At 64.6% G+C, this 20,132-nt stretch carries 17 protein-coding genes and 1 tRNA gene; 10 read left to right on the top strand and 8 right to left on the bottom strand.

Going from position 1 to position 20,132, the window contains the following annotated elements:
- Positions 1-2: 2 nt before the first annotated feature.
- A complete protein-coding gene (locus OXT71_07135; protein MDE2926154.1) occupies positions 3-932 on the bottom strand; it encodes a hypothetical protein in 930 nt (309 codons plus the stop codon).
- Between the two features lie 38 nt (positions 933-970).
- Positions 971-1,873, bottom strand: a complete 903-nt coding sequence (locus OXT71_07130) for an aminotransferase class IV (GenBank protein MDE2926153.1) — start codon at positions 1,871-1,873, stop codon at positions 971-973.
- A 216-nt stretch (positions 1,874-2,089) separates the two neighbouring features.
- Here OXT71_07130 and OXT71_07125 point away from each other — a divergent pair, with 216 nt between their 5' ends.
- Positions 2,090-3,430, top strand: a complete 1,341-nt coding sequence (locus tag OXT71_07125) for an isocitrate/isopropylmalate family dehydrogenase (GenBank protein ID MDE2926152.1) — start codon at positions 2,090-2,092, stop codon at positions 3,428-3,430.
- A 162-nt stretch (positions 3,431-3,592) separates the two neighbouring features.
- Here the strand turns inward: OXT71_07125 and OXT71_07120 are convergent, their stop codons facing one another.
- From OXT71_07120 to OXT71_07110, 3 genes are all read right to left on the bottom strand, one after another.
- The gene (locus tag OXT71_07120; GenBank protein ID MDE2926151.1) at positions 3,593-3,835 is read right to left on the bottom strand and encodes a hypothetical protein; all 243 of its coding nucleotides are present in this window, start codon (positions 3,833-3,835) and stop codon (positions 3,593-3,595) included.
- Positions 3,836-3,983: 148 nt separating this feature from the next.
- A complete protein-coding gene (locus tag OXT71_07115; GenBank protein ID MDE2926150.1) occupies positions 3,984-5,141 on the bottom strand; it encodes an ATP-binding protein in 1,158 nt (385 codons plus the stop codon).
- Positions 5,142-5,323: 182 nt separating this feature from the next.
- Positions 5,324-5,399: transfer RNA gene (locus OXT71_07110), tRNA-Asn, on the bottom strand.
- Positions 5,400-5,706: 307 nt separating this feature from the next.
- Here OXT71_07110 and OXT71_07105 point away from each other — a divergent pair.
- The 9 genes from OXT71_07105 (at position 5,707) to OXT71_07065 (ending at position 13,885) form a co-directional block, all read left to right on the top strand.
- A complete protein-coding gene (locus tag OXT71_07105; GenBank protein MDE2926149.1) occupies positions 5,707-6,096 on the top strand; it encodes a hypothetical protein in 390 nt (129 codons plus the stop codon).
- A gap of 42 nt (positions 6,097-6,138) precedes the next feature.
- Entirely contained in the window at positions 6,139-7,137 is a 999-nt protein-coding gene (locus OXT71_07100) for a dipeptidase (GenBank protein ID MDE2926148.1), read from the top strand.
- 142 nt (positions 7,138-7,279) lie between these two features.
- Complete coding sequence (locus OXT71_07095) at positions 7,280-7,555, top strand: type II toxin-antitoxin system prevent-host-death family antitoxin (GenBank protein MDE2926147.1); 276 nt, start codon at positions 7,280-7,282, stop codon at positions 7,553-7,555.
- Entirely contained in the window at positions 7,552-7,956 is a 405-nt protein-coding gene (locus tag OXT71_07090) for a PIN domain-containing protein (protein MDE2926146.1), read from the top strand. Before OXT71_07095 ends, OXT71_07090 begins: the two co-directional genes overlap by 4 nt.
- 46 nt (positions 7,957-8,002) lie before the next feature.
- Positions 8,003-9,496 carry a sodium/solute symporter gene (locus tag OXT71_07085; protein MDE2926145.1) on the top strand — a complete coding sequence of 498 codons (1,494 nt, stop codon included), beginning with the start codon at positions 8,003-8,005 and terminating at the stop codon, positions 9,494-9,496.
- Positions 9,497-9,582: 86 nt separating this feature from the next.
- Positions 9,583-10,344, top strand: a complete 762-nt coding sequence (locus OXT71_07080) for a hypothetical protein (protein ID MDE2926144.1) — start codon at positions 9,583-9,585, stop codon at positions 10,342-10,344.
- Between the two features lie 19 nt (positions 10,345-10,363).
- Positions 10,364-11,794 (top strand): hypothetical protein, encoded by a 1,431-nt coding sequence (locus OXT71_07075; GenBank protein MDE2926143.1) that lies wholly within the window; start codon positions 10,364-10,366, stop codon positions 11,792-11,794.
- A 328-nt stretch (positions 11,795-12,122) separates the two neighbouring features.
- Positions 12,123-13,253 (top strand): sialidase family protein, encoded by a 1,131-nt coding sequence (locus OXT71_07070; protein MDE2926142.1) that lies wholly within the window; start codon positions 12,123-12,125, stop codon positions 13,251-13,253.
- 5 nt (positions 13,254-13,258) lie between these two features.
- Positions 13,259-13,885, top strand: coding sequence for a hypothetical protein (locus OXT71_07065; protein ID MDE2926141.1), 627 nt, complete (start codon positions 13,259-13,261; stop codon positions 13,883-13,885).
- A 16-nt stretch (positions 13,886-13,901) separates the two neighbouring features.
- Here the strand turns inward: OXT71_07065 and OXT71_07060 are convergent, their stop codons facing one another.
- The 3 genes from OXT71_07060 to OXT71_07050 are packed head-to-tail and all read right to left on the bottom strand — an operon-like array spanning position 13,902 to position 20,118.
- The gene (locus OXT71_07060) at positions 13,902-16,316 is read right to left on the bottom strand and encodes a hypothetical protein (GenBank protein MDE2926140.1); all 2,415 of its coding nucleotides are present in this window, start codon (positions 16,314-16,316) and stop codon (positions 13,902-13,904) included.
- A complete protein-coding gene (locus tag OXT71_07055; protein MDE2926139.1) occupies positions 16,316-18,757 on the bottom strand; it encodes a DUF1549 and DUF1553 domain-containing protein in 2,442 nt (813 codons plus the stop codon). The genes OXT71_07060 and OXT71_07055 overlap by 1 nt, the downstream gene beginning before the upstream one ends.
- Positions 18,757-20,118, bottom strand: a complete 1,362-nt coding sequence (locus OXT71_07050; GenBank protein ID MDE2926138.1) for a DUF1501 domain-containing protein — start codon at positions 20,116-20,118, stop codon at positions 18,757-18,759. The genes OXT71_07055 and OXT71_07050 overlap by 1 nt, the downstream gene beginning before the upstream one ends.
- Positions 20,119-20,132: the final 14 nt, after the last annotated feature.

Genomic DNA, 20,132 nt, shown 5'->3' with positions numbered 1-20,132 from the left:
ACTCAGTCTACCGCTTCAAGAGCGTTCAACAACCTCTCCGCCACCCGGCGGCAGGTGTTCCGGGCGGCCCATCGAAATGCTCCTTGCTGGAGTTGGTTGTACCTCCCGTTGCGCCGGACCTCCTCGATCTTCTCCTGCAGTTCACCGGCAGATTCGAAGGCCAGGACGTTCTCTCCGTCGATCAGGCCGTGAGGCGCGCACCGGCGCGGCTTGCGGCCCAGGCGGAAAAAACAGGGGACCGTGTGATTGGCGGCGATCTCGTAGTGCCGCTGGCATTCCCAGCCCATCTTCTTCATGGTGACCGCGTACCGGGAACGGGCCAGGTCCCGGTAGTAGTCCTCCTCCTTTTCGAACAGATAGGACTTCCGGCAGTGCCTGCGAATGACCTCCAACTCGTACGCCTCCTCGCACTGGACGTGCCGGGCGAAGACCTGGTCCTTCTCCAGGGGCCGGGTCCGAAGCTTGGATCCGGGGATGGAAAAGTTGATCCTTCGGGAGCGAGGGAGAGCAAGCGGCAACCTGATCTCCCGCTTGAAGTAACGGCCGTAAGGAAGGGCCGGCAGGTAAGTCCGCTTGTGGTCCTCGCCGTCCAGGAACCCCACCCGGCGGAAACCGCGGCGCAGGTAACGCCTCGCGCGGAATTCCCGGAACTCCCGCTGTTGGCGCCAGATGTTGCCGAAGATCAGCGTCTCGAACTCGCCGTCTTCGATCCGCCGGTTCAGGTCCCCCCGATCCAATTGGATGTCGTCCAGCAGCTTCCAGACGGTGAATCCCCGGCCGTAGAGCTCCCCGCGGGGGACCGGGCAGTTCCGGTACAGGACGCTCTTTCGGGGATAGTCCAGAACCTGCGCCCCCAGGGACTGCCGCAGTCCCAGCAGGATCTGGTCCTGGAGGTAATCTTCGCCCGGAGATGTGAGATAGAGGACTCTCATGCCCGACTTGAGGCACCGGCCCCGGTGAGCGACGCGGGTTACAGCCAGCGGGTGTACTGCCGGACGATGTCGATGCCCACCAGCTCGCTGTACGCTTCCTGAAGCTGCTGCGTCACCGGTCCCGGGATCCGGCCCGAGCCCACGACAGACCCGTTGATGGTCGAGATCGGACAGACGCACCAACTGGTGGAGGTGATGAAGACCTCGTCCGCCGCGTAGGCGTCGTACAGGTCGATGTCCATCTGACGGACCGGCAAATTCAGGCCCTCGGCCAGCTCGAAGGTGACGTTCCGGCTGATGCCGGCCAGGACGAACCGGTCCCGGGGCGTGGCCAGCTCGCCGCCCCGGACGACGAAGATGTTGCTGCCCAGCCCCTCGCAGAGGTTGCCGTCCAGGTCCAGGAGAATGGAGAGGGCCTGGGGGTCCGCCGCCTTCACCTCCAGGTCGCCCATCACCAGGTTCAGGTAGTTGTGGGTCTTGGCCCGCGGGCTCATGGACTCGGGCGGGGTCCGCCGCACCGAGGGGGTCCGGATCGGCAGTCCGTCCCGGAAGAAACGGGAGCGTTGCAGGAAGGGGAGGGGCAGGCAGTCGACGATCACCGTGGGATCGAATCCCCCGTCCCCGCCGGGGCAGCCCCGGGTGATCCGCTGAGTCACCCAATAGTCGTCCTCCGGGTCCAGCAGGGGCAGGTTGGCCTCCAGCACCTGCATGGTCAACTCCGCCAACCGGTCCCGGCTCATGCCCGGATCGATGCGGGTGTAGCGGAGGGAGTCGAAGAGCCGGTCCAGGTGCTCGTCGAGACGGAAGATCTTGTGTCCGAAGGTCCGGGTCGTGTCGAACACGGCGTCGCCCCGGACGAAGCCGTGGTCGTGGATGGAGACGCTGGCCTCGCTCTCGGGGACGATCCGGCCGTTCACATACGCCACTCTTTCCTGATTCATGGGAGAAATGGAAACACATGACCGGGATACTGGCAACCAAACGCGCGACTCCCGGAATTGTTACCCGCTGCGCGTTCCTGTCGTTGCGGAAAAACTTTCCCCGAAAAGTGGCCAAGGCGAGGGTTGACGGCGTAAAATGGAGTTCCCTGCAACCCGCCCGCGGCAGTTACTCGGCGGGCAAAAACACTCGACAGCGGAGTCTTCAGGAGGAATCGCGTGGCTCAGTTCAAGGCAGTGAAGATCCCGGCGGGGGACCTGATCGACTATCGGGACGGCCGCCTCGTCGTCGGCGACAACCCCATCATCGGAGTCCTGCGGGGCGATGGGATCGGTCTGGACATCACCCCGGTGATGCGCAACGTGGTGGACGGGGCGGTGCAGCGAGCCTACGGCGGCAGCCGCGGCATCTCCTGGTGTCCCCTCTATGCCGGCCTGGAGGGACTTCGCCACTACGGCAGCGAGTTCCCCGACGAGACGGTGGAGGCCATCCGGTACCTGCGCATCGCCATCAAGGGCCCCTTCACCACGCCGGTGGGGGAGGAGACCCACGTCTGCCTCCGCTGCGCCCACCAGCAGTACCATGCCGGCCTCTGCGACAAGTGCGGCAAAGACGGGGTGACCGAACGTTTCCGCTCCATCAACGTCCGGTTCCGCCAGCATCTGGGACTCTATGCCTGCGTGCGTCCGGTCCGCTACTTCGAAGGGGTCCCCTCCCCCAACAAGTACGCCGACAAGGTGAACTTCGTCATCTTTCGCGAGAACACCGAGGACGTCTATGCCGGCTATGACTTCGAGCAGGGCAGCGAGATGGCGCGGGCCATCATCGACCTGATCCGGGAACGGGACGGCCGCAGCATTCGCACCGACTCAGGAATCGGCGTCAAGCCCATCTCCACCACCGGCACCCGGAATATCGTCCGCAAGGCCCTGAACTGGGCCCGTGACCAGAAACTGCCCTCGGTGACCCTGGTCCACAAGGGCAACATCATGAAGTTCACCGAGGGCTCCTTTGCCAAGTGGGGCTACGAGCTGGCCGCCGAGGAGTTCGGCGAAGACACCGTCACCGAGAAGAAGCTCTGGGACGAGCTGGGGGGCGAGATGCCCGACGGAAAGATCCTGGTGAAGGACCGGATCGCCGATTCCATCTTCCAGCAGATCCAGACCCGGCCGGACGAGTACAGCGTCTTCGCCCTGCCGAATCTCAACGGCGACTACCTCTCGGACGCCGCCATCGCCCTTGTGGGCGGCCTGGGCCTGGGTCCGGGCGCCAACATGTCCGACGACCTGGCCCTGTTCGAGGCCACCCACGGCACGGCGCCCAAGTACACGGGGATGGACAAGGTCAATCCCGGTTCCCTCATTCTCTCGGCCGTGATGATGCTCAACCACCTGAAGTGGGGCGAGGCCGCGGACCTGATCACCAGCGGCATGGAACGGGCCATCCTGGACGGCCACGTCACCTACGACCTGGCCCGGCTCATGAGGCGCGAGGGCCGGGAGGACGTGACCGAACTCTCCTGCTCCGGCTTCGGCGAGGCGATTCTGGAGAGGATGTAGCCCCCGCCCGATTCCTCCACCTGGGAGAGGGGACTTTCCTGTCCCCTTTTCTTCATGGGAGCGGGGACATTCTTGTCCCCGTCTTCAACACCGACCCACTGCTCGACGCTCGCCTTCTACGTTGCGTCGGACACATCGTGCTGATCGACGAATACGTGGGTGTCAACCAAGACCGGGCCGGTCATACAACTCATGGCGCGTCGGCTTGCGGCCATCGGGCCAATCAATCTCGCGCGGTTTCATCGCCAAGTAGCTCTTCATCGCCTCTTGGTAGTCCTCTTCCCGGCGCCGCATTCGCTCCAACAACTCGGCGATCCATCGGGATACGCTGCGGTCGTCCCCGGCCGCCTTGAGGCGCAGCCACCGGGCCAAGTCGTCAGAAACGGTGATTCTCACGTTCTTCATGGCAACAACTCCGAACCGCAAGGTTCAAGAATAGTGACATGCAGATAACGGGTCGAGGGGATGGGGCCGCGAACGGATGTCGTTATCGGCGTGGCGGGGCTGGGGTAGGCCGTTCCGGTCTCATTCCGAAGTCCCGTGTGGCACCTGGTCAAAGCCCTTCGGAACAGGCCGGGATGAGGCCGACGGCCTCCACCCGATCATGGAGGGGAAACCGGGCATCGCCGGGATAAACGACGAAGAGCCGGTCGAGCTTCAAGTCGGACAACGCGGAGTGCATGGAGCGGGTCATGGCCGGCGCGCTGGTGCGCTTGAATTCGAATCCGACCCGGCAGCTGCCGTCAAACACCAGTAGATCCAATTCTGCCCCCTGGTGTGTTGCCCAGTAGTAGCATCGGTCCCAGTCGACTCCGAGGATGCGGACCATCTCCTGCATCGCGAATCCTTCCCAGGATGCCCCCGACTTCGGGTGTCCCATGAGGGCGGACTCCGAGTCCACACCCAACAGCGCATGCAGCATCCCGGTGTCGGCGACGTAACCCTTGGGAGCTTTGACCTGCCGCTTCTTCAGGTTCTCGTACCAGGGTTGGAGCCGGCGCACGATCAACGCATCGACGAGGACGTCGAAGTATCTGTTGATCGTAGGGGCGGTGACCCCCAGCGCGCGGCCGAGTTCGGCGCTGTTCCAGCGATTGCCGTGGTAGTGGGCCAGCATGGTCCAGAACCGGCGCATGGTAGCCGCCGGCACGGAGACTCCCAACTGGGGCAGATCACGTTCAAGAAACGTGCGAATGAACTCGGTTCGCCATCTGAAGCTCCTGTCGTCACCGTCGGCGAGAAAAGATCGAGGGAAGCCCCCTCGCAACCAGAGTCTTCGGACAGCGCCGGCTCCGGTCCCGGTTTCGCTGATCCGGAATGGAGGAAGTTCGTAGTAGGCAATTCGTCCCGCCAGGGTCTCGGAGGACTGGCGCAGCAGATCGGGGCCGGCGCTACCCAATGCCAGGAACTGCGCCGAATTGGCGGGCCGGTCCACCAAAACCCGCAGGAGGCGGAACAACCCCTCGCTGCGTTGGACTTCGTCGATGACGACCAGGCCCCGCAGCGGCTCGAGGGCCAGCTTGGGATCGGCGAGCCGCCTTTCGTCGGTGGGATCTTCAAGGTCGAAGACGGTGACCGGCTCCGCGGCGTCATTGATGAGGTCACGGGCGAGAGTCGTCTTGCCGACCTGCCGGGCGCCGACCAACCCAACGACGGGGAACTGGTCGAGCAGCGCGCGAACCTCCCTCCTGTGTTCTTGACGGGATATCACTCGGCCATTATACGGGAAAATCAGAAGTGGAGATATTGATTTTCATGTTTATCGGTCGGAACAGACCCTTCCTCGGGCTGGAGAACCGGGTCGGCCGATCCAGTTGCAGAATTCGCCCGAAGGAATCACCCGCCGTGGTGTTTCGTGGATTGGATCGCCGCGGAAGTGCGCAACGGGAGGTTTGGCTCCTCAGGTAGGACTCGAACCTACAACCCTCCGGTTAACAGCCGGACGCTCTGCCAATTGAGCTACTGAGGAGCATTGATGACGGCGAACTATATCCAAGATACCCCCTTCAATCAAGGAATGCCGGCTCGTCGTCCTCCCCCCAAAGCTCCCGAATCGGCTGGTGTCCATGCCGGTCTCGGGCCTGCGTGGGACTTGCACCGGAGACTGCTATAGTCGAGCCGTTGTTCCGGTGGTCAGCCGGTTTCGGCGCTGCCGGGCGGTCCGGATCCACGATGCAGCGTAGGCCGCGCGCGCGGCCCGGCCGTCGCGGCTGCCGGGAGCTGGCCGGACGTTATCTGGCGAAGAGGAGGCCAACCGGCGAACAGGAGGTATTTCCATGAAAAAGTTGTCCTGGATGTGGTGGATCGCTGGGTTCACGGTCCTGCAAGGCCTTTCCTTACTGTCGACGCCGCCCGCGGCACAGAAGCAATATCGGGTTTTCGTGGCGCCGATTTCCGACTTTGCGCCGGACGACGATGAGGGCCCGACCCGGTGTGAGTACGTCATGAATTTTGACCGGAAAGAGTGTCTCGGTGTCTTGCCGACCTCCAGGGAGGATCTCGCAGACTTCACTGCCTGGTTCGAGTTCGAGGGGAGGCACTTCGTGCTGCTGTGGGACGCGCAAGGCAATCTGGTGTATTCCCGAGGCGGAGTCCGCAGTTCCGGCAACATCGTCAAGGACGTCTGCGAAGCGGTTCGGGAATCGGGACCGCGAAGCCGGAATTGAAGCGAGCGGAGAGGGAGAGGGATCGTGAAGGAGGATAGGTCAATGGCAACCGAATCGAGGGCAAGGGAAATCCATGAGCGGTCCATCGTGATCGACGGCCTCAACGTCAGCCGTTGGGGGGAGGAAGCGGTCTACCGCCATCTCCACGAGGGCGGGCTCACCGCCATCAACGCCACGGTGGCGGTCTGGGAGGGGACGCACGGGACCCTGCGAAACATCGCCCGCTTCTACAAGGACTTCGACACCTACTCCCGGTATATCCGGCAGGTGACCTGTCTCGACGACATCCGGAAAGCCAAGGAGGAGGGCCGGGTGGGGGTCATCTTCGGCTTCCAGAACTCCTCCCCCATCGAGGACGACCTGGACCTGGTGGAGGTCTTCCACCGGCTCGGGGTCCGGGCGATCCAGATCACCTACAACGACCTGAACCTGGTGGGGGCCGGCTGCTACGAGCGCCGGGACGTGGGCCTGAGCCAGTTCGGGGTGGACCTGGTGGCCGAGATGAACCGCCTGGGCATGGTCGTCGACCTGTCCCACGTGGGCCACCGGACCACCATGGACGCCATCGAGACCTCCGACGACCCGGTCTGGTTCAGCCACACCAATCCCCGGACCCTGTGCGATCATCCCCGGAACAAGACCGACGAGGAGGTGAAGGCCCTGGTGGCCACGGGAGGAATCGTCGGCGCCAACAGCTTCCCCACCTTCCTGGCCCGCGGCTACGATTCGACTCTGGAGGACGTGCTGGACGTGGTCGACTACTGGGTCGACCTGGTGGGCATCGACTCGGTGGGCATCGGCCTGGATTTCACCGAGCTGCATACTGCCGAGTGGTTCCACTGGCTCATGGCCGGCAAGCTCAAGGGCTCCACCGTGTTTCCGCTTCCCTATCCCATTCCCCTGCCCGACGGGATCACCCGGGCCGACGAGATGCCGAACCTGACGGCGGGCCTGGCGGGCCGGGGCTACTCCGGGGAAGACGTGCAGAAGATCATGGGGCTCAACGTCTACCGGCTCTTCGAGCGGGTCTGGAAGGAGTAACGGATTTCCAGCGGCGTTCGTTAAGGAAATAGGAGTTTAATTTGGGCCCCCCGTATGATCTGGCGCCCTGGCAGTCGCTGGTTTTTTTCAACGGGCAATTTCTTGGTTTGTTCTGACTAGTCTGACCGGTTATGCTATGCTCATGCCGACAATCTATTCCACCTATGAAGCGAAGGCGCGCTTCTCCGAGATTCTTCGCCAGGTGCGCGCCGGTAAGACGATCATGGTCTCCTATCGAGGAAAGCCCGTGGCCGAGATTCGGCCGATCGCCCCTGAACCCACGACCATTGAGGAGCGGCTTGAAGAGCTCGAACGGCGGGGTGTCCTGGTGCGCTCGACTGCGCCGGCGGAACCGATCACGACAGTGGCCCGGCGTCCTGGTGCACTCAAACGCTTTCTGGCGGAACGGGGCGAATGAGCGTCGCTTACGTAGACACTTCCGCGGTAGCCGCCATCGCCTTAGGCGAGCCAGGCGCGTTGACCCTGGACCACCGGCTGCGAGGATTCGATCGTCTGCATTCTTCCAACCTCCTGGAGGCGGAACTGCGGGCTGTGTTCTCACGGGAGAAGGTCGAATTTTCGCCGAGTCTCATCACCCGTATCGACTGGGTTTTGCCGGAGCGGCCCTTGACGCCGGAATACTCAACAGCCCTGCAAGCTGGTTACTTGAAGGGTGCCGATCTCTGGCACGTCGCGACGGCTTTGTTTGTGGCTATCGATCCCAGCCGTGTTTCTTTCGTCACACTCGACAAACAGCAAGCGTTCGTGGCAAAGACGCTTGGGTTTCGGATTCCGGATGGAATGGTATTGCGGACGTGAAGAGGCCCGCCTCCAAACTCTCCGTGATTGACGTGGCCCCACCTGCATGACTCCCGTCCTGGACCGTTTTCAGAGCCTCCACGCCGTCGACTTTGCCGCCATCGCCGCCTACTTCGCGGTGGTGATCTGGGTCGGGTTCTACTACGGGCGGCGCCAGAAGAGCACCGAGGACTACTTCCTGGCGGGACGGCGCCTGCCCTGGTTTTCCGTCGGCGTCAGCATCGTCGCCACGGTTCTCTCCACCGTCACCTACCTCTCCACGCCGGGAGAGATGATCAAGAACGGCGTTGGAGCCAACGCCCAGTTCCTCTCCTACCCTCTGGTCTTCTTCCTGGTCAGCTATCTCATCCTCCCCTATCTCATGCGGCTCCGGTTGACCACCGCCTACGAGTACCTGGAGCGGAGGTTCGACCTGGCCACCCGGCTCTTCGGCGCGTCCCTCTTCGTCTTGATCCGGACCGCCTGGATGGGGATGGTCCTGTTCACCGCCTCGCTGGCCCTGTCCAAGATCTGCGGACTCTCCTTCAGCACCGTGGTCCTGGGCCTGGTGGCCATCGGCGTCTTCTACACGGTCCTGGGAGGCCTGCGGGCGGTCATCTGGACCGACGTGGTCCAGTTCTTCATTCTCCTGGGCGGCGCCATCTTCACCGTCATCTATGTGGCCGTCGACTCGGGCACCGGTCCGGCGACGTGGTGGAACGACATGATGGCGGCCGACACGCCGTCGCAACCGGTCTTCAGCTTCGACCCCACGGTTCGGCTGAGCCTGGTGGGCATGGGCTGCTGGACCCTGTTCTGGTGGCTGGCCACCGCCAGCTCGGACCAGGTGGCGGTCCAGCGGTTCCTGGCCACCGAGTCGCTTCAGGCCTCCCGCCGGGCCTTCCTGTGCAACCTGGCCGGCGGGGTCGTCCTGACCTTGATCCTCTCCCTCTGCGGAATCGCCCTCTACTCCTACTACCAGGCCGCCATTCCCGACGACCCCGACCTGGTCTTCCCCCACTTCATTCGGCACATCCTGCCCCGGGGGCTGGCGGGACTGGTGGTGGCGGCCCTCTTTTCGGCCGCCATGTCCAGCCTGGACTCGGGGATGAACTCCATCTCCTCGGTGGTGGTCACCGATTTCTACCGCCGGTTCAGGAGCGCCGTTCCCACGCCGCGCCGGGAGCTGTTCCTGGCCCGGGTGGTCACCGCGGCGGTGGGCGGACTGGCAATGGCCCTTTGCCTGCTCCTGTACCGGATCCCCGAGGAGCAGAGGGGGAACCTGTTCGACATCCAGGGGCGGGTCACCAGTTTTCTGGTGGGAAGCCTGGGAGGACTCATGCTCATCGCCATGCTGGGGATCCGCTGCAGCGCCCGGGTGGCCATGGGGAGCGCGCTCTGCGGAATCCTGGTGGGATTTCTCTGGGCCCAGGGCCATTGGCTGTTCGGCCTTCCCGAGCTGGCCTGGATGTGGGTCATTCCGGTCTCGACCACGGTGACGGTGGGGGTGGCGGTCGGCGCCACGACGGTCCTGGGCCCGGCGCCGTCAAAGCGTTCCTGATCCTGGGAGCCTGGCCGGATCGTAGAGACTTTCGCCCCGACTTGTTAAGATTCGCCTCACCATCAGGAACCAAGGGAGAGTGACTCATGACTGATTCGGTAGACCGGAAGCCGTTGCTCGGGGCCGTCTATCCCGACGATGCCTGGGTGGACGTTGAGGCCGACGCGGTGGTGGACGAGTTCCGGCGGTTCATGCCGCGCGGAGTTCGCCTCATGTCCAGCGCCACTCCCATCCGGGACAAGGAAGCCCATGTGCCCGCCGGAATCGAACTGGCGGAAAACGGCGACATCGAGGAATCGGCCCGGAGGCTCTCCAAGTACGATCCCGATTGCTACGCGTATTACTGCACCACCATCAGCTTCGTCCGGGGCGTGGGAGGAGATCTGGACATCTCGGATCGGATCGCCCGCATGACCGGCAAGCCGGCCACCACCACCAGCACCGCCATGATCCGGGCCTTCAAGTCCCTGGGAATTTCCAGCGTCACCCTGGCCAGCCCCTACATGCCCGACGTGGAGGGACGTTTCATCCAGTTCATCCAGGATCATGGGGTCCGGGTGTTGAACAGCCTGGCTCTGAACCTGCCGAAAGACCACTCCATCGTCCCGCCCGAGCGCATCCGGAGATTGGCCGAGACCTCCAACGTCGGGGAGTCGGACGCCGTCTTCGTCGGTTGCACCGGTCAGAAGCTGGCTCTGCACCTGGACGAGATGGAGGCCGGTCTGGGGAAGCCGGTCCTCACGGCGAATCAGGTCACCTCCTGGCACGCCTTGCAGTTGATGGGAATCGAACCCTGTCTTGAAGGGCGCGGAAGGCTCTTCGCCGGAGGCGTCCTGGCGGGGGATTGATTCCGGATTTGAGAGTTGCATGAGACATCCGGGCGCGGCGGTCTGCACGATCCTGCTGATCCTGGCCGCCATTCCATCGCTTCCGGGCCAAGCCGTTGTCGACGTGGGAAGCGAACGCCAGCTCTTCCTGGACGATTTCTGGTTCGACTCCCGGCAGGGGATCCGCCTCACCCGCCACCCGCCTCAACCCCGGGAGGTCTCTCTCTCCTGTGTTGAACCGTGGGAGGGCAAGGAACTCCACTACAGCAGCGTGGTCCGGGACCGGGGCCTCTATCGCATGTGGTACCGGGTCGCGGAGAAAGAGCCCCCCTATCCGGTCTGGACCTGCTACGCCGAGAGCCGGGACGGCATCACTTGGACCCGGCGGAACCTGGGGGTCTATTCCCGCAAGGGCTCGACACGGAACAACATCATCGGGGACCCCAAGGACTTCACCAACGTCAGCGTCATCGTGGATCCGAATCAGCAACCGGGCAGTTCGGCCCGTTACAAGATGATCTCCCGCGTGGGGGGGATTTCCGGTTTCGTCTCGAGGGACGGCATCCATTGGCAGCCGGTTCGCACGAATCCACTGCTCCCTCCCGGGAAGGGTCCCTTCGACAGCCACAACACGCTGCTCTGGGACGACGAGAGGAGGCGCTTCGTCATCTATCTGAGGGGCGTCGATTCATCGGTGGAAGGCCCCTTCAAGGGGGGCCGCCGAGCCATCCGCCGGACCGAATCCACCGACTTTCTGCACTGGTCGGAACCGGAACTGGTGGTCGCGGCCGACGAGCGGGATCCGAAGGACCTCCACTTCTATACCAATGCGGCCGTCAAATATTTTCGTGCGGCCCGGGCCTTCCTCATGTTTCCCATGGTCTTGTACCCGGACCGCAGGGAAAACGAAGACGCGCCTCTCCCCGGACTCGCCGATATCGTGTTCGCCTCCAGCCGGGACGGGATCCGCTGGGACCGCCTATTCCGGAAGCCGTTCCTCTCTCCGGACCTGGACCCGGAAAACTGGGTGGACCGCAATCCCATCATGGGCCACGGAGTGGTGCCCACCGGTCCAGGCGAGATCTCCATGTACTACTCGGATCTGCTCCGTTCGGAGAGAACCCGGATCCGCCGCTGCACCCTCCGGACCGACGGCTTCGTCTCGGTGCAGGGACCCGATTCCGGCTTCGGCGAGTTCACCACCCGGCCCATCCGGTTCCAGGGGCGGGGTCTGGAACTCAACTACGCCACTTCCGGCGGAGGCAGTCTCCTGGTGGAGCTGCAGGACCAGGACGGGGACCCACTGGAGGGCCTGAGTCTGGAGGACTGCGCACCCCTGGTGGGGAACAAGATCGCCGGTATCGCCAGGTGGAGGGGAGGGTTAGACCTCTCTCGGCATGCCGGCAAGACAGTGCGCCTCCGGGTCCGAATCCGTGACGCCCACCTGTACGCCTTCCGGTTCGTTCCCTGATGACCGTGAGGTGTGGGATTGGGACGGCAATCGCCCGCCGTCCCGGCTCGGCGCGGTCGCGGTGACGGTTTCCCGAATCAAACCCGCCGAGCGTTGGGGCGCCCGGCGGGCTCTAGGCTGACTCGTCCTGCGCCGGTGGAAAAGCCAACCGGAATCTATTCTACTCGACTCACAATATTGTTTCAGTACCGCACGGATCTTTCTCCGATAGGGTCGCCTATGCCGGAAATGCGCGAGGAATCCGTCTGAACGAATCGTTTTCGGTTCTCGATGTTGGATTCCGAGCCCATCGTTGACCGTGATGCGGCCTCTCGGTCATAGTGTTGGGGTGAGGCGGCTGAGAATCGTTTTCGAATCCATTCTCTACCGCAATCCTCATCCTGGACACCAGGCCGTCTGCGCCTATCTCCCCAACGTGGTCCCCATCTCGGAACGGGAACTGCTCTGTTTCTACCGCTTGGGCCAGGCGTTCTACTCCCTGGACGGAAGGTTGGCCGTGCTCCGCTCCCGGGACGGCGGCGAAACCTGGGTCGAGGAGGGGGACCTCTGGGACCCGCAACAGGAGACCGCGCCCCATTCCTACAGCGCGCCCCATGGGACGCTGCTCCGGGACGGGACCCTGCTCCTGGTGGCCCACCGGTTTCGAGCCACGCAGGATCAATTGTTCCGGTTCAATCCCGAGACAGGAGGCCTGAAACCCTTCGAGCTGGTGCTGTTCCGGTCCTCGGACCTGGGCCGAACCTGGGCCCCTCCCCAGGCGATCCAAGTGGGAGGCGGGGGAGTGGCGGACGCTCCGTCCAATGTGATCGAACTCAGTGACGGTTCCCTGTTCCTGGCGTTGGAGCGCTGGAAATCGTGGGACGACACTTCTCCTCTGCACATCAGGGGCTCTGCCCTGTTCTCCCGGGACGGCGGGTCGACGTGGGGAGAGGAGATCGATTTCCCCAGTGCTTGCGACCCGTCCCGGATGTTCTCTCACAGCCGCTACAGCCGGATGTTGGACGGCCGCGTCTGCGCCCTTCAATGGACCCAGAGCATCGGCGGCCAGGAGAATTTCCCCCTCCATTTCGTCCGCTCCGACACGGCGGGGACCCGCTGGGAGACGCCCCGTCCCACCACCATCCCGGCCCAGACCAGTTGGGCCGCGGATCTGGGAGAGGGAGTGCTGGCGGCGGCCTATTCGATTCGGGAGAGGATGAAGCCGGGTGTCCTGGTGACCCTCAGCGAAGACGGGGGCCGGAGTTGGGACCTGGATCACCAGGTCATGGTCTGGGACGCCGTCGGCCAGGAGTTTCTGGGTGTCGATCACAAGCCGGAATACCCGGCCAGTCATGACAACATCGCCTTCGGCAAGCCCAATTTGGTTCGTCTGCCGGGAGGAGACCTCCTGGCAAGCTGGTGGTGCACCCAAGCCTGCATCACCCACATACGCTGCGCCCGGTTGACGGTGGAGGAATAAATGCCATGAGAAAATCACTGTCCGTGGGCCCGATGTTCGCCGCCGCACTTTTTCTGCTGTCCGGGACCGTCCAAGCGGACGAAGTGGAGATCGAGAAAGGGATCTTCATTTCGGCCGCCTCCCTGGTCCGGCGGGACCTTCCCGACGATTTCCCCTACCAGGTCTTCCACGAGGGATTTGCCGTGGTCCGGGTTCAGGTCCGCAACTCTTCTTCCGCCGATGTTTTCTCGCTGGACCCGGCACGGATGACCGTGCACGAACCCAAGGGAAAGACCATCAAACGTGTCAGCGCTGCCGAGCTCACTCCCAAGGTGGTCAAGTACTACCAGGGCGGAGGAGGCGGCCCGGGCGTCAGCCTGTCGACCTCGGCCGGCGGACCCGTCTTCAATCCCCGCCAGCGTCCTTACGGCGAGAGGCGGACCACGATCGGCGGCGGCGGTGGCCCCGGGATCATCCATGTGGGAAAGGTGAAGGAACTCCGGGAACTGTTGGAACGGTACGAGATCCAAGCAGCCGCCGTGGCTCCCGGCCAAACCATCGAGGGTTTCTTCTACCTGAAGACCAAGAAGAGCGGAAACCGCCTCATCGGCGGCCACGTCCGGCTGCCCGGAAACCGGACCGTCGGCTTCTGAACACGTTCAGGCCGGTTCAGTCTGACGCCGGCGCCACCGTGACCGAAACGGGCAGAGTCGTGTAGTCGGCCGATTCCGCCTTGGCGCCGCTCCTCCGCCGGCGGACGGCCTCGCTCTTGACCCGCCCCACGGCCAGGATCGGGAAGGTCATGGGCTCGACCCAGGGGTCCGCTCTCAGCTTCAGGGTCCGGCTTGTCTCGTCCTTCGAGATTACGATTCCGTTGGAACCGCTGTCCTCGACCCAGATTCCGGCCGGCCGGTTCTGGAGGATGAAGGGCACATCCAATCGGAAACCGTGATTCCGTTGGATGTGAATCGTCAACCGGACGTTCTCGCCGGGCCGGATCACCGGATCGGGCGGTTCGATCCGGGGAACGATGGGAGGGCTGGGCGCCAGCGACACCAGGTTCAGTGGCTCCGCGGGGTCGGCGGCGACTCTGCTGACGGTGCGCTCCCCGATGACGGCTTCCCCCACTACCCGGAGGTGCACCGGCTCTTCCGGCTCCCGGGCGGTTTCCAGGGCCGAGAGAACCAATGTGGTGACCAACTCCTGTGGCCGGATCAGTCCCCGGGTGGCGTGAAATCCCGGAGGCAGACCCTCCACCCGGACCCGTACAGGTCCCTCGAACCCCTCCATGCGGGCGGCGGAAACGGTCAGGGGCACGCTTCCTCCCCGGGGGACGTTGGGGTTTCTGGCGCCGGTGGCCCTCCCGTCCACGTAGAGCAGGAATCCGTCGTCCAGAAAGAGCCGGAAGTCCGGCTCGGCCGGCCGGATGGTGAGGCGGTACGCATGCCGGGGCCCTCCGGCGCCCCCCAGGCCGCTCAAATGGGCCAGGTAGGTTCCGTCTTCGGGTGGCCGGAACAGGAGGTAGGAGTCCTTCCCCCTCAGGGGGCCCCCGTCGTCGTTCCGGTAAGGGAGGGTCACGGCGGGATAGAGTTCCTGGTTCACGGGAGTGCCGGGGTCCCGCACCAGGACCTTGTGGACGCTTCCGTTGACGGGGTGGTTCTGAGGGTCCGTCCCCAGCCAACTGATCCGCTTTCCCAGAATGCCCTGGGCCACCGAAAAGTGGTCCGCCCGGCGAATGGAGCGCTCCAGCCGGATCAACTCCCGCCCGTCCAGGAAAACGAAATCCAGCGGGTAGTAGCGGGTGTCGTCCTTCAGTCCGAAGCGGTTCAGCAAGAGGGCGCCCGCGGCGAACTTGCTGTCGTGAAAGTCCTCGGACAACACTTCCAGGACGGCTCCGGCAACCGGCCGTCCCTCCCCGTCCAGCACCTGGAGAACCGAGTCCAGAGGAGACAAGAGGCGGCGGGCCCGGACTTCCAGAACCAGGGTCTCGCCCCGGCGCGCCGGAAAAGAGAACAGGTCCCCGTCCCCGGGAACGCCGGTGCGGCCGTTCACCGTCACCGGAACCGGCACCTTCTGGGCCGTTTCGGGTGCGTCGTTGGGTTCCTTCTCCCGGACCTCGGGGTTGTCCCCCAAGGCGAGAGGCAGGGTGTTGAGCGTCGGTCCCTGAGGGGTCCGGAGCCGGAGCTGGTGAGTGTCCTTCCCTGAATTCGGAGAGAGGTCTTCCCAGCGGATGGTTCTCCGGGTCCCCAGGTTGTATCCGGTGACGGCCGGTTCGTCCCGGCTCCCGCGCCTCAAACCCAAGGGGAAAACACCCGTCAGGAAGGGGAGCTCACCCGCGGTCAGGCGATAGGCGAAGGTGCGGCCTCCCCGACCCGCCCGGTCGGAGATGCGAATCCGGTATTCGCCGTCCCGAGGGCACGTGTAGCCCAACACCGAGTCGACGCTTCCGGGGAAGAAGTTGTCGTTTCGAGCCAGGAGCCGCCCCTCGCCGTCCATCAACTCCAGCACCGAGTCCAGCCGCGATCCCAGGGAGGACGCTTCCACCCGGAAAACCAGTTCCTGTCCCGACTCGCCGCGAAACCGGAAGAGGTCTCCCCGGGTTCCCCGGCCGAGCCGCCCCTCGACGGTGACGGGAAGCGTGATCTCCCGGCCGCCGGCAGGTTTCTCCTCCGGCTTCATGGCTTCGATCTGGGGCAGCCCTCCCAGGGCGAAGCGCACCCAGTTGCTGGTGCCGTAACGGGTCTGCACCCGGAATCCATGGCTTCCGATTTCCGCCTGGGGATCCACGTCCAGGCGAATCCGGACCCGTTGCCGGGGGGTTCGATAGGGAGGATTGGGAGCCGGTTCGATTCCCGTGACTGAGGCGTCAACCCCCTCTCGGCTGAAGATGAGGCGAGGCGAATCCTCCAGGTTGATCCCCTCCACGGTGATCCAGGTGGAGGCGCCGGCCTGGGCCCCCAGGGGGCTGACCCGGTAGACGATGGGGGAGGGGGAGAACTCCAGACCGGCGGCGCGTTCTCCGGCCGGGAACCCCGGAATCTGGAGCAGGAGACTGAGTGTCAGGCAACCGGTGTGAGTCCGCATCAGTGGTTGAAGAGAAACTCCTTGCTGGTGAGAATTCCGTGGGCCAGATCCGCCAGTCCGTTCCGCTCGGCGTCCATGATCTCGCCGCTGGAGGATGGGGAAGGGGCGGGACCCAGGGTTTCCAGCAGCTCCCTCATCTCCTCATCGGTCGGAGGGCGGCTGAGAGCGGCCCAATACAGGTTCCGGATCACCTCCTGCCGGGACCGTCCTTCAGCCAGGGACCGGCTCAGAAACCCCGATTCGGACTGGAGCTTCCGGTGCAGCCCTTCCCCGTGGATCAGGTGAAGCGCCTGGTTGACCGTAGGCTCCTTGACCCGCTCGGCATGGGCGTTGATCTCCCGTGCCGGGCGGCCGAAGGTGGAGAGAAAGTTGGAGGCCACCCGGGTGTCCGGGAGCTGAAGGGCCCGGGTGCCGGAGGGGAATCCGTGGAAGCGCTCCGGGACGCCCGTCACTTGGCAGATCATGTCCAGGATCACCTCCGCGGGCAACCGGCGGACACCGAAGCGCGAGTGGTATTTCTCCGCCAGTTCGGGAGAACCGGCGCCTCCGGCGCTGGCCTGGTAGGTCGCCGAGTTCATGATGGTCCGGATCAGGTGGCGGAGGTCGAAGCCGTGTTCCGTAAAGTCCCGGACCAGCGCGTCCATCAGGTCTTCGTTGGATGCGGGGTTGGTCTGCCTGAGGTCGTCCACCGGTTCCACGAGTCCCCGTCCCAGAAAGTGGTGCCAGATCCGGTTCACGGTGGCTCGCAGGAAGTAGCGGTTCTCCGGCGAGGTCAGCCAGGCGGCGAAATGTTGGCGCCGGCTGCCGGGGGCGTCCTCGGCGATGGGGTTTCCCTCCAGAGGGCGTGGCGGGAGAGGGTCTTGCCGTCCCGGGAAGGGGACTTCACCGCTACGGCTCTCGAAGATGATCACGTCTCCCCGGTCTCCCGGTTTGCGCCCCACCCGGGAGAAGAAGCTGGAGAGTCCGTAATAGTCCTCCTGCGTCCACTTGTCCAAGGGGTGATTGTGGCAGCGGGCGCAGGCCACGGAGATCCCCAGGAATGTGTGGGTGATGTTTTCCGTCGCCTTGGTGGCCTCGTCGTGCATCACCCAGTAGTTGGCGGCCCCGTTGCTGGTGTTGCTCCCCGTGGCCGTGAGGATCTCCCGGACGAAGCGGTCCCAGGGCTTGTTCTCGGCCACGCTCCGGCGAATCCAGTCGTAGAAGATCCGGTGGGACGGGGATTTCAGCTTGCTGCGGGAAACCAGGAGCAGGTCGCACCACTTGTAGGTCCAGTAGTCCACGAACTCCGGCCGCTCCAGCAGCGAATCGACCAGCCTGACCCTTTTGTCCGGGTTCGTGTCCTCGACGAACCGCCGCGCCTCCCGGGCGCTGGGCAGGACTCCGGCGGCGTCCAGGTAGGCCCGGCGGACGAAATGGTGATCGTTGGAGAGCCGGTAGGGGGGCAATCCCAGGTCTTCCAACTTTTTCAGGACCAGATCGTCGATCCGGTTGTGGCGGGGAGCCCGGGCGTAGGCTTCGGGACCGTGCCCGTCCGTCATTGGAATGGTGACCCGGGCCGACGCCACCTGATCCAGGCACCAGACGGAGATGTGGGCCTCTCCCTGGCCCAAGGCTCGGGCCCGTCCCGTCTCGTCCACGTTGAGAATGCCCGAATCGGTGGAGGAGAACTTGGCCCAGTGGGTCACGTCCTCCCGCGACCCGTCATCGAACACGGCCTGAACCAGGACTCCGTGCTGTTGTCCAGGCTGGAGGCGAAGGTGCGAAGGGATCACCCGGAGGCTCGCGACCCGGCGGTCCGTCGGCCGCGGGGGTGCGGCGCCCGTGGCGATCCACTCCGACAGCACCTGGTAATTTCGGGACGGCACCGTCAAACGCCGGCCTCCACCGTGGGGAACCGCCAGGGTGGGCTTCAGGAGCACGAGGCTCCGGGCGGGTTCCAAGGTCAGGACTCGCCGGCCCGCTCCCTCCCGGGTGAGAGCCGCGTGGTCTGCTTCGGGAGCATAGCCCCTCAGGCTCAGCTTCAGGTAGTTCTGTCCCGAGGCCGCCCCGTGGCAGGGACCGGAATTGCATCCGGCCTTGGTAAGAGCCGGCAGCACGTGGTTTCGAAAGCTCCACCGAACGGGTTTCGCGGACCCCAGAACCCGGATGCGGGCGCTTGCCTTCCTGCCGTCCGGGAGATGGGCCAAGAGGGTGGTGCTTCCGTCCGAGACCGCCGCGATGGTGGAGTTTTCCTCCACCGCCGCCACCTCCGGATCGGAGACGGCGAAACGCACTTCGTCCGTCCAGTCCCGGACCGACTCTCCACCCTCCGCCGGCTCCACCACCAGCAACCGTTGGGTGGTCCTGGGTCCCGAGAGGACGATCTCCTCCGGAAGCAGCTTGAGAGCCTCGGGCTCGGCTTGAAGAAGCGCCCCCGCCAGGAGACAGGAAATCCAGGTCATCAGCCGCCGAAGAGCTCGTGAATCGGCTCCACGCCGATGTCCACGATGGGGATGGGCCGGCTCTGGGGACCGGGCAACTCGGTATGGAGGTCGATTCCCAGCGACTTGTAGATGGTGGCCAGGACCTCCTGGGGTCCCACGGGCCGGTCGCGCGGTTCCGCCGCGATTCGATCCGAAGAACCCACCACCTGTCCGCCCTGAATCCCTCCTCCCGCCAGGATAATGGTGGAGACCGAGGGCCAGTGGTCGCGTCCCCCGGCCGGGTTGATCTTGGGGGTCCGTCCGAATTCTCCCATGGCCACCACCAGCGTCTGCTCCAGCAGGCCCCGGTCGTGGAGGTCTTCGATCAGGGATGAGTAGGCGTTGTCGAACATGGGCCCCAGCTTGTCCAACTCGGTGATGGGGCTGAACGGGGACGAGCCGTGAACGTCCCAGGAGACACCGCCGCCGAAGTCGTCGAACATGTTGATGGTCACGAAGCGGACTCCCGCCTCCACCAGGCGCCGCGCCAGGAGGCAGCTCTGGCCGAACCGGTTCCGCCCGTAACGGTCCCGCAACTGGTCTTCCTCCGACTTCAGGTCGAACGCCTCCCTGGCCCGGGCCGATGAGACGATGCTGTAGGCCTGGTGATAAGCGGAGTCCAGGAGCCGCGTGCTGGTGCTCCCTTCCTCGAAGTTCCGGAAAGCGCGGTCGACCACGTTCCGAAACGACCGGGCGCGTTCCACCCGGATGGCGGAGACATACTCCGGCGGAACCAGGTCCTGAATCCGGAAATCGTCCCGGGAGGGGTCCGAGTGGATCAGGAAGGGGTCATGGGTCTTGCCCAGAAAACCGGCCGACTGTCCCTTGCGGGACGTCAGCGGGATGGGAAGGACCAAGTGGGGGGGCAACTCGGAATCGGCGCCCTTCAGAAAACCGGTGGCGGAGCCCAGATTGGGGTAGACGATGCCGGGAGAGAAGGCTTGGCCCGTCTGCACCAGGTAGTGGGCCAGGGGATGGGCGGGGACATTGTGGTGAAAGGACCGCACCAGGGCGTAGCGGTCCGCATGCCGGGCCATGCGGGGGAAGATCTCCGAGATCCGGATCCCCGGGACGTTGGTGGGGATGGGCCGGTAGGGCCCGCGGATCTCGGAGGGCGCCTCCGGCTTCATGTCCCAGGTGTCCATCTGGGAGGGGCCGCCCACCAGGAAGAGAAAGATGCAGTTGACGTCGCGGCTCTTGTCCACGGCGCCCCGGGCCTCGAGGCCGCAGAGGTCGGCGAGGCTCAGCCCCAGGCAGGACAGGGCTCCCGCATGGAGGAAGTCCCGTCGATTCAGACCGTCACAGAAGGGGACCGCGCGCGGGGTGTCCAGGCGAAACATTTTTTCGTTTCAAC

It is taken from the genome of Acidobacteriota bacterium, assembly GCA_028874215.1.
Classification (GTDB): Bacteria; Acidobacteriota; UBA6911; order RPQK01; family JAJDTT01; genus JAJDTT01.
This window is presented reverse-complemented; position numbering and strand designations above follow the sequence as displayed.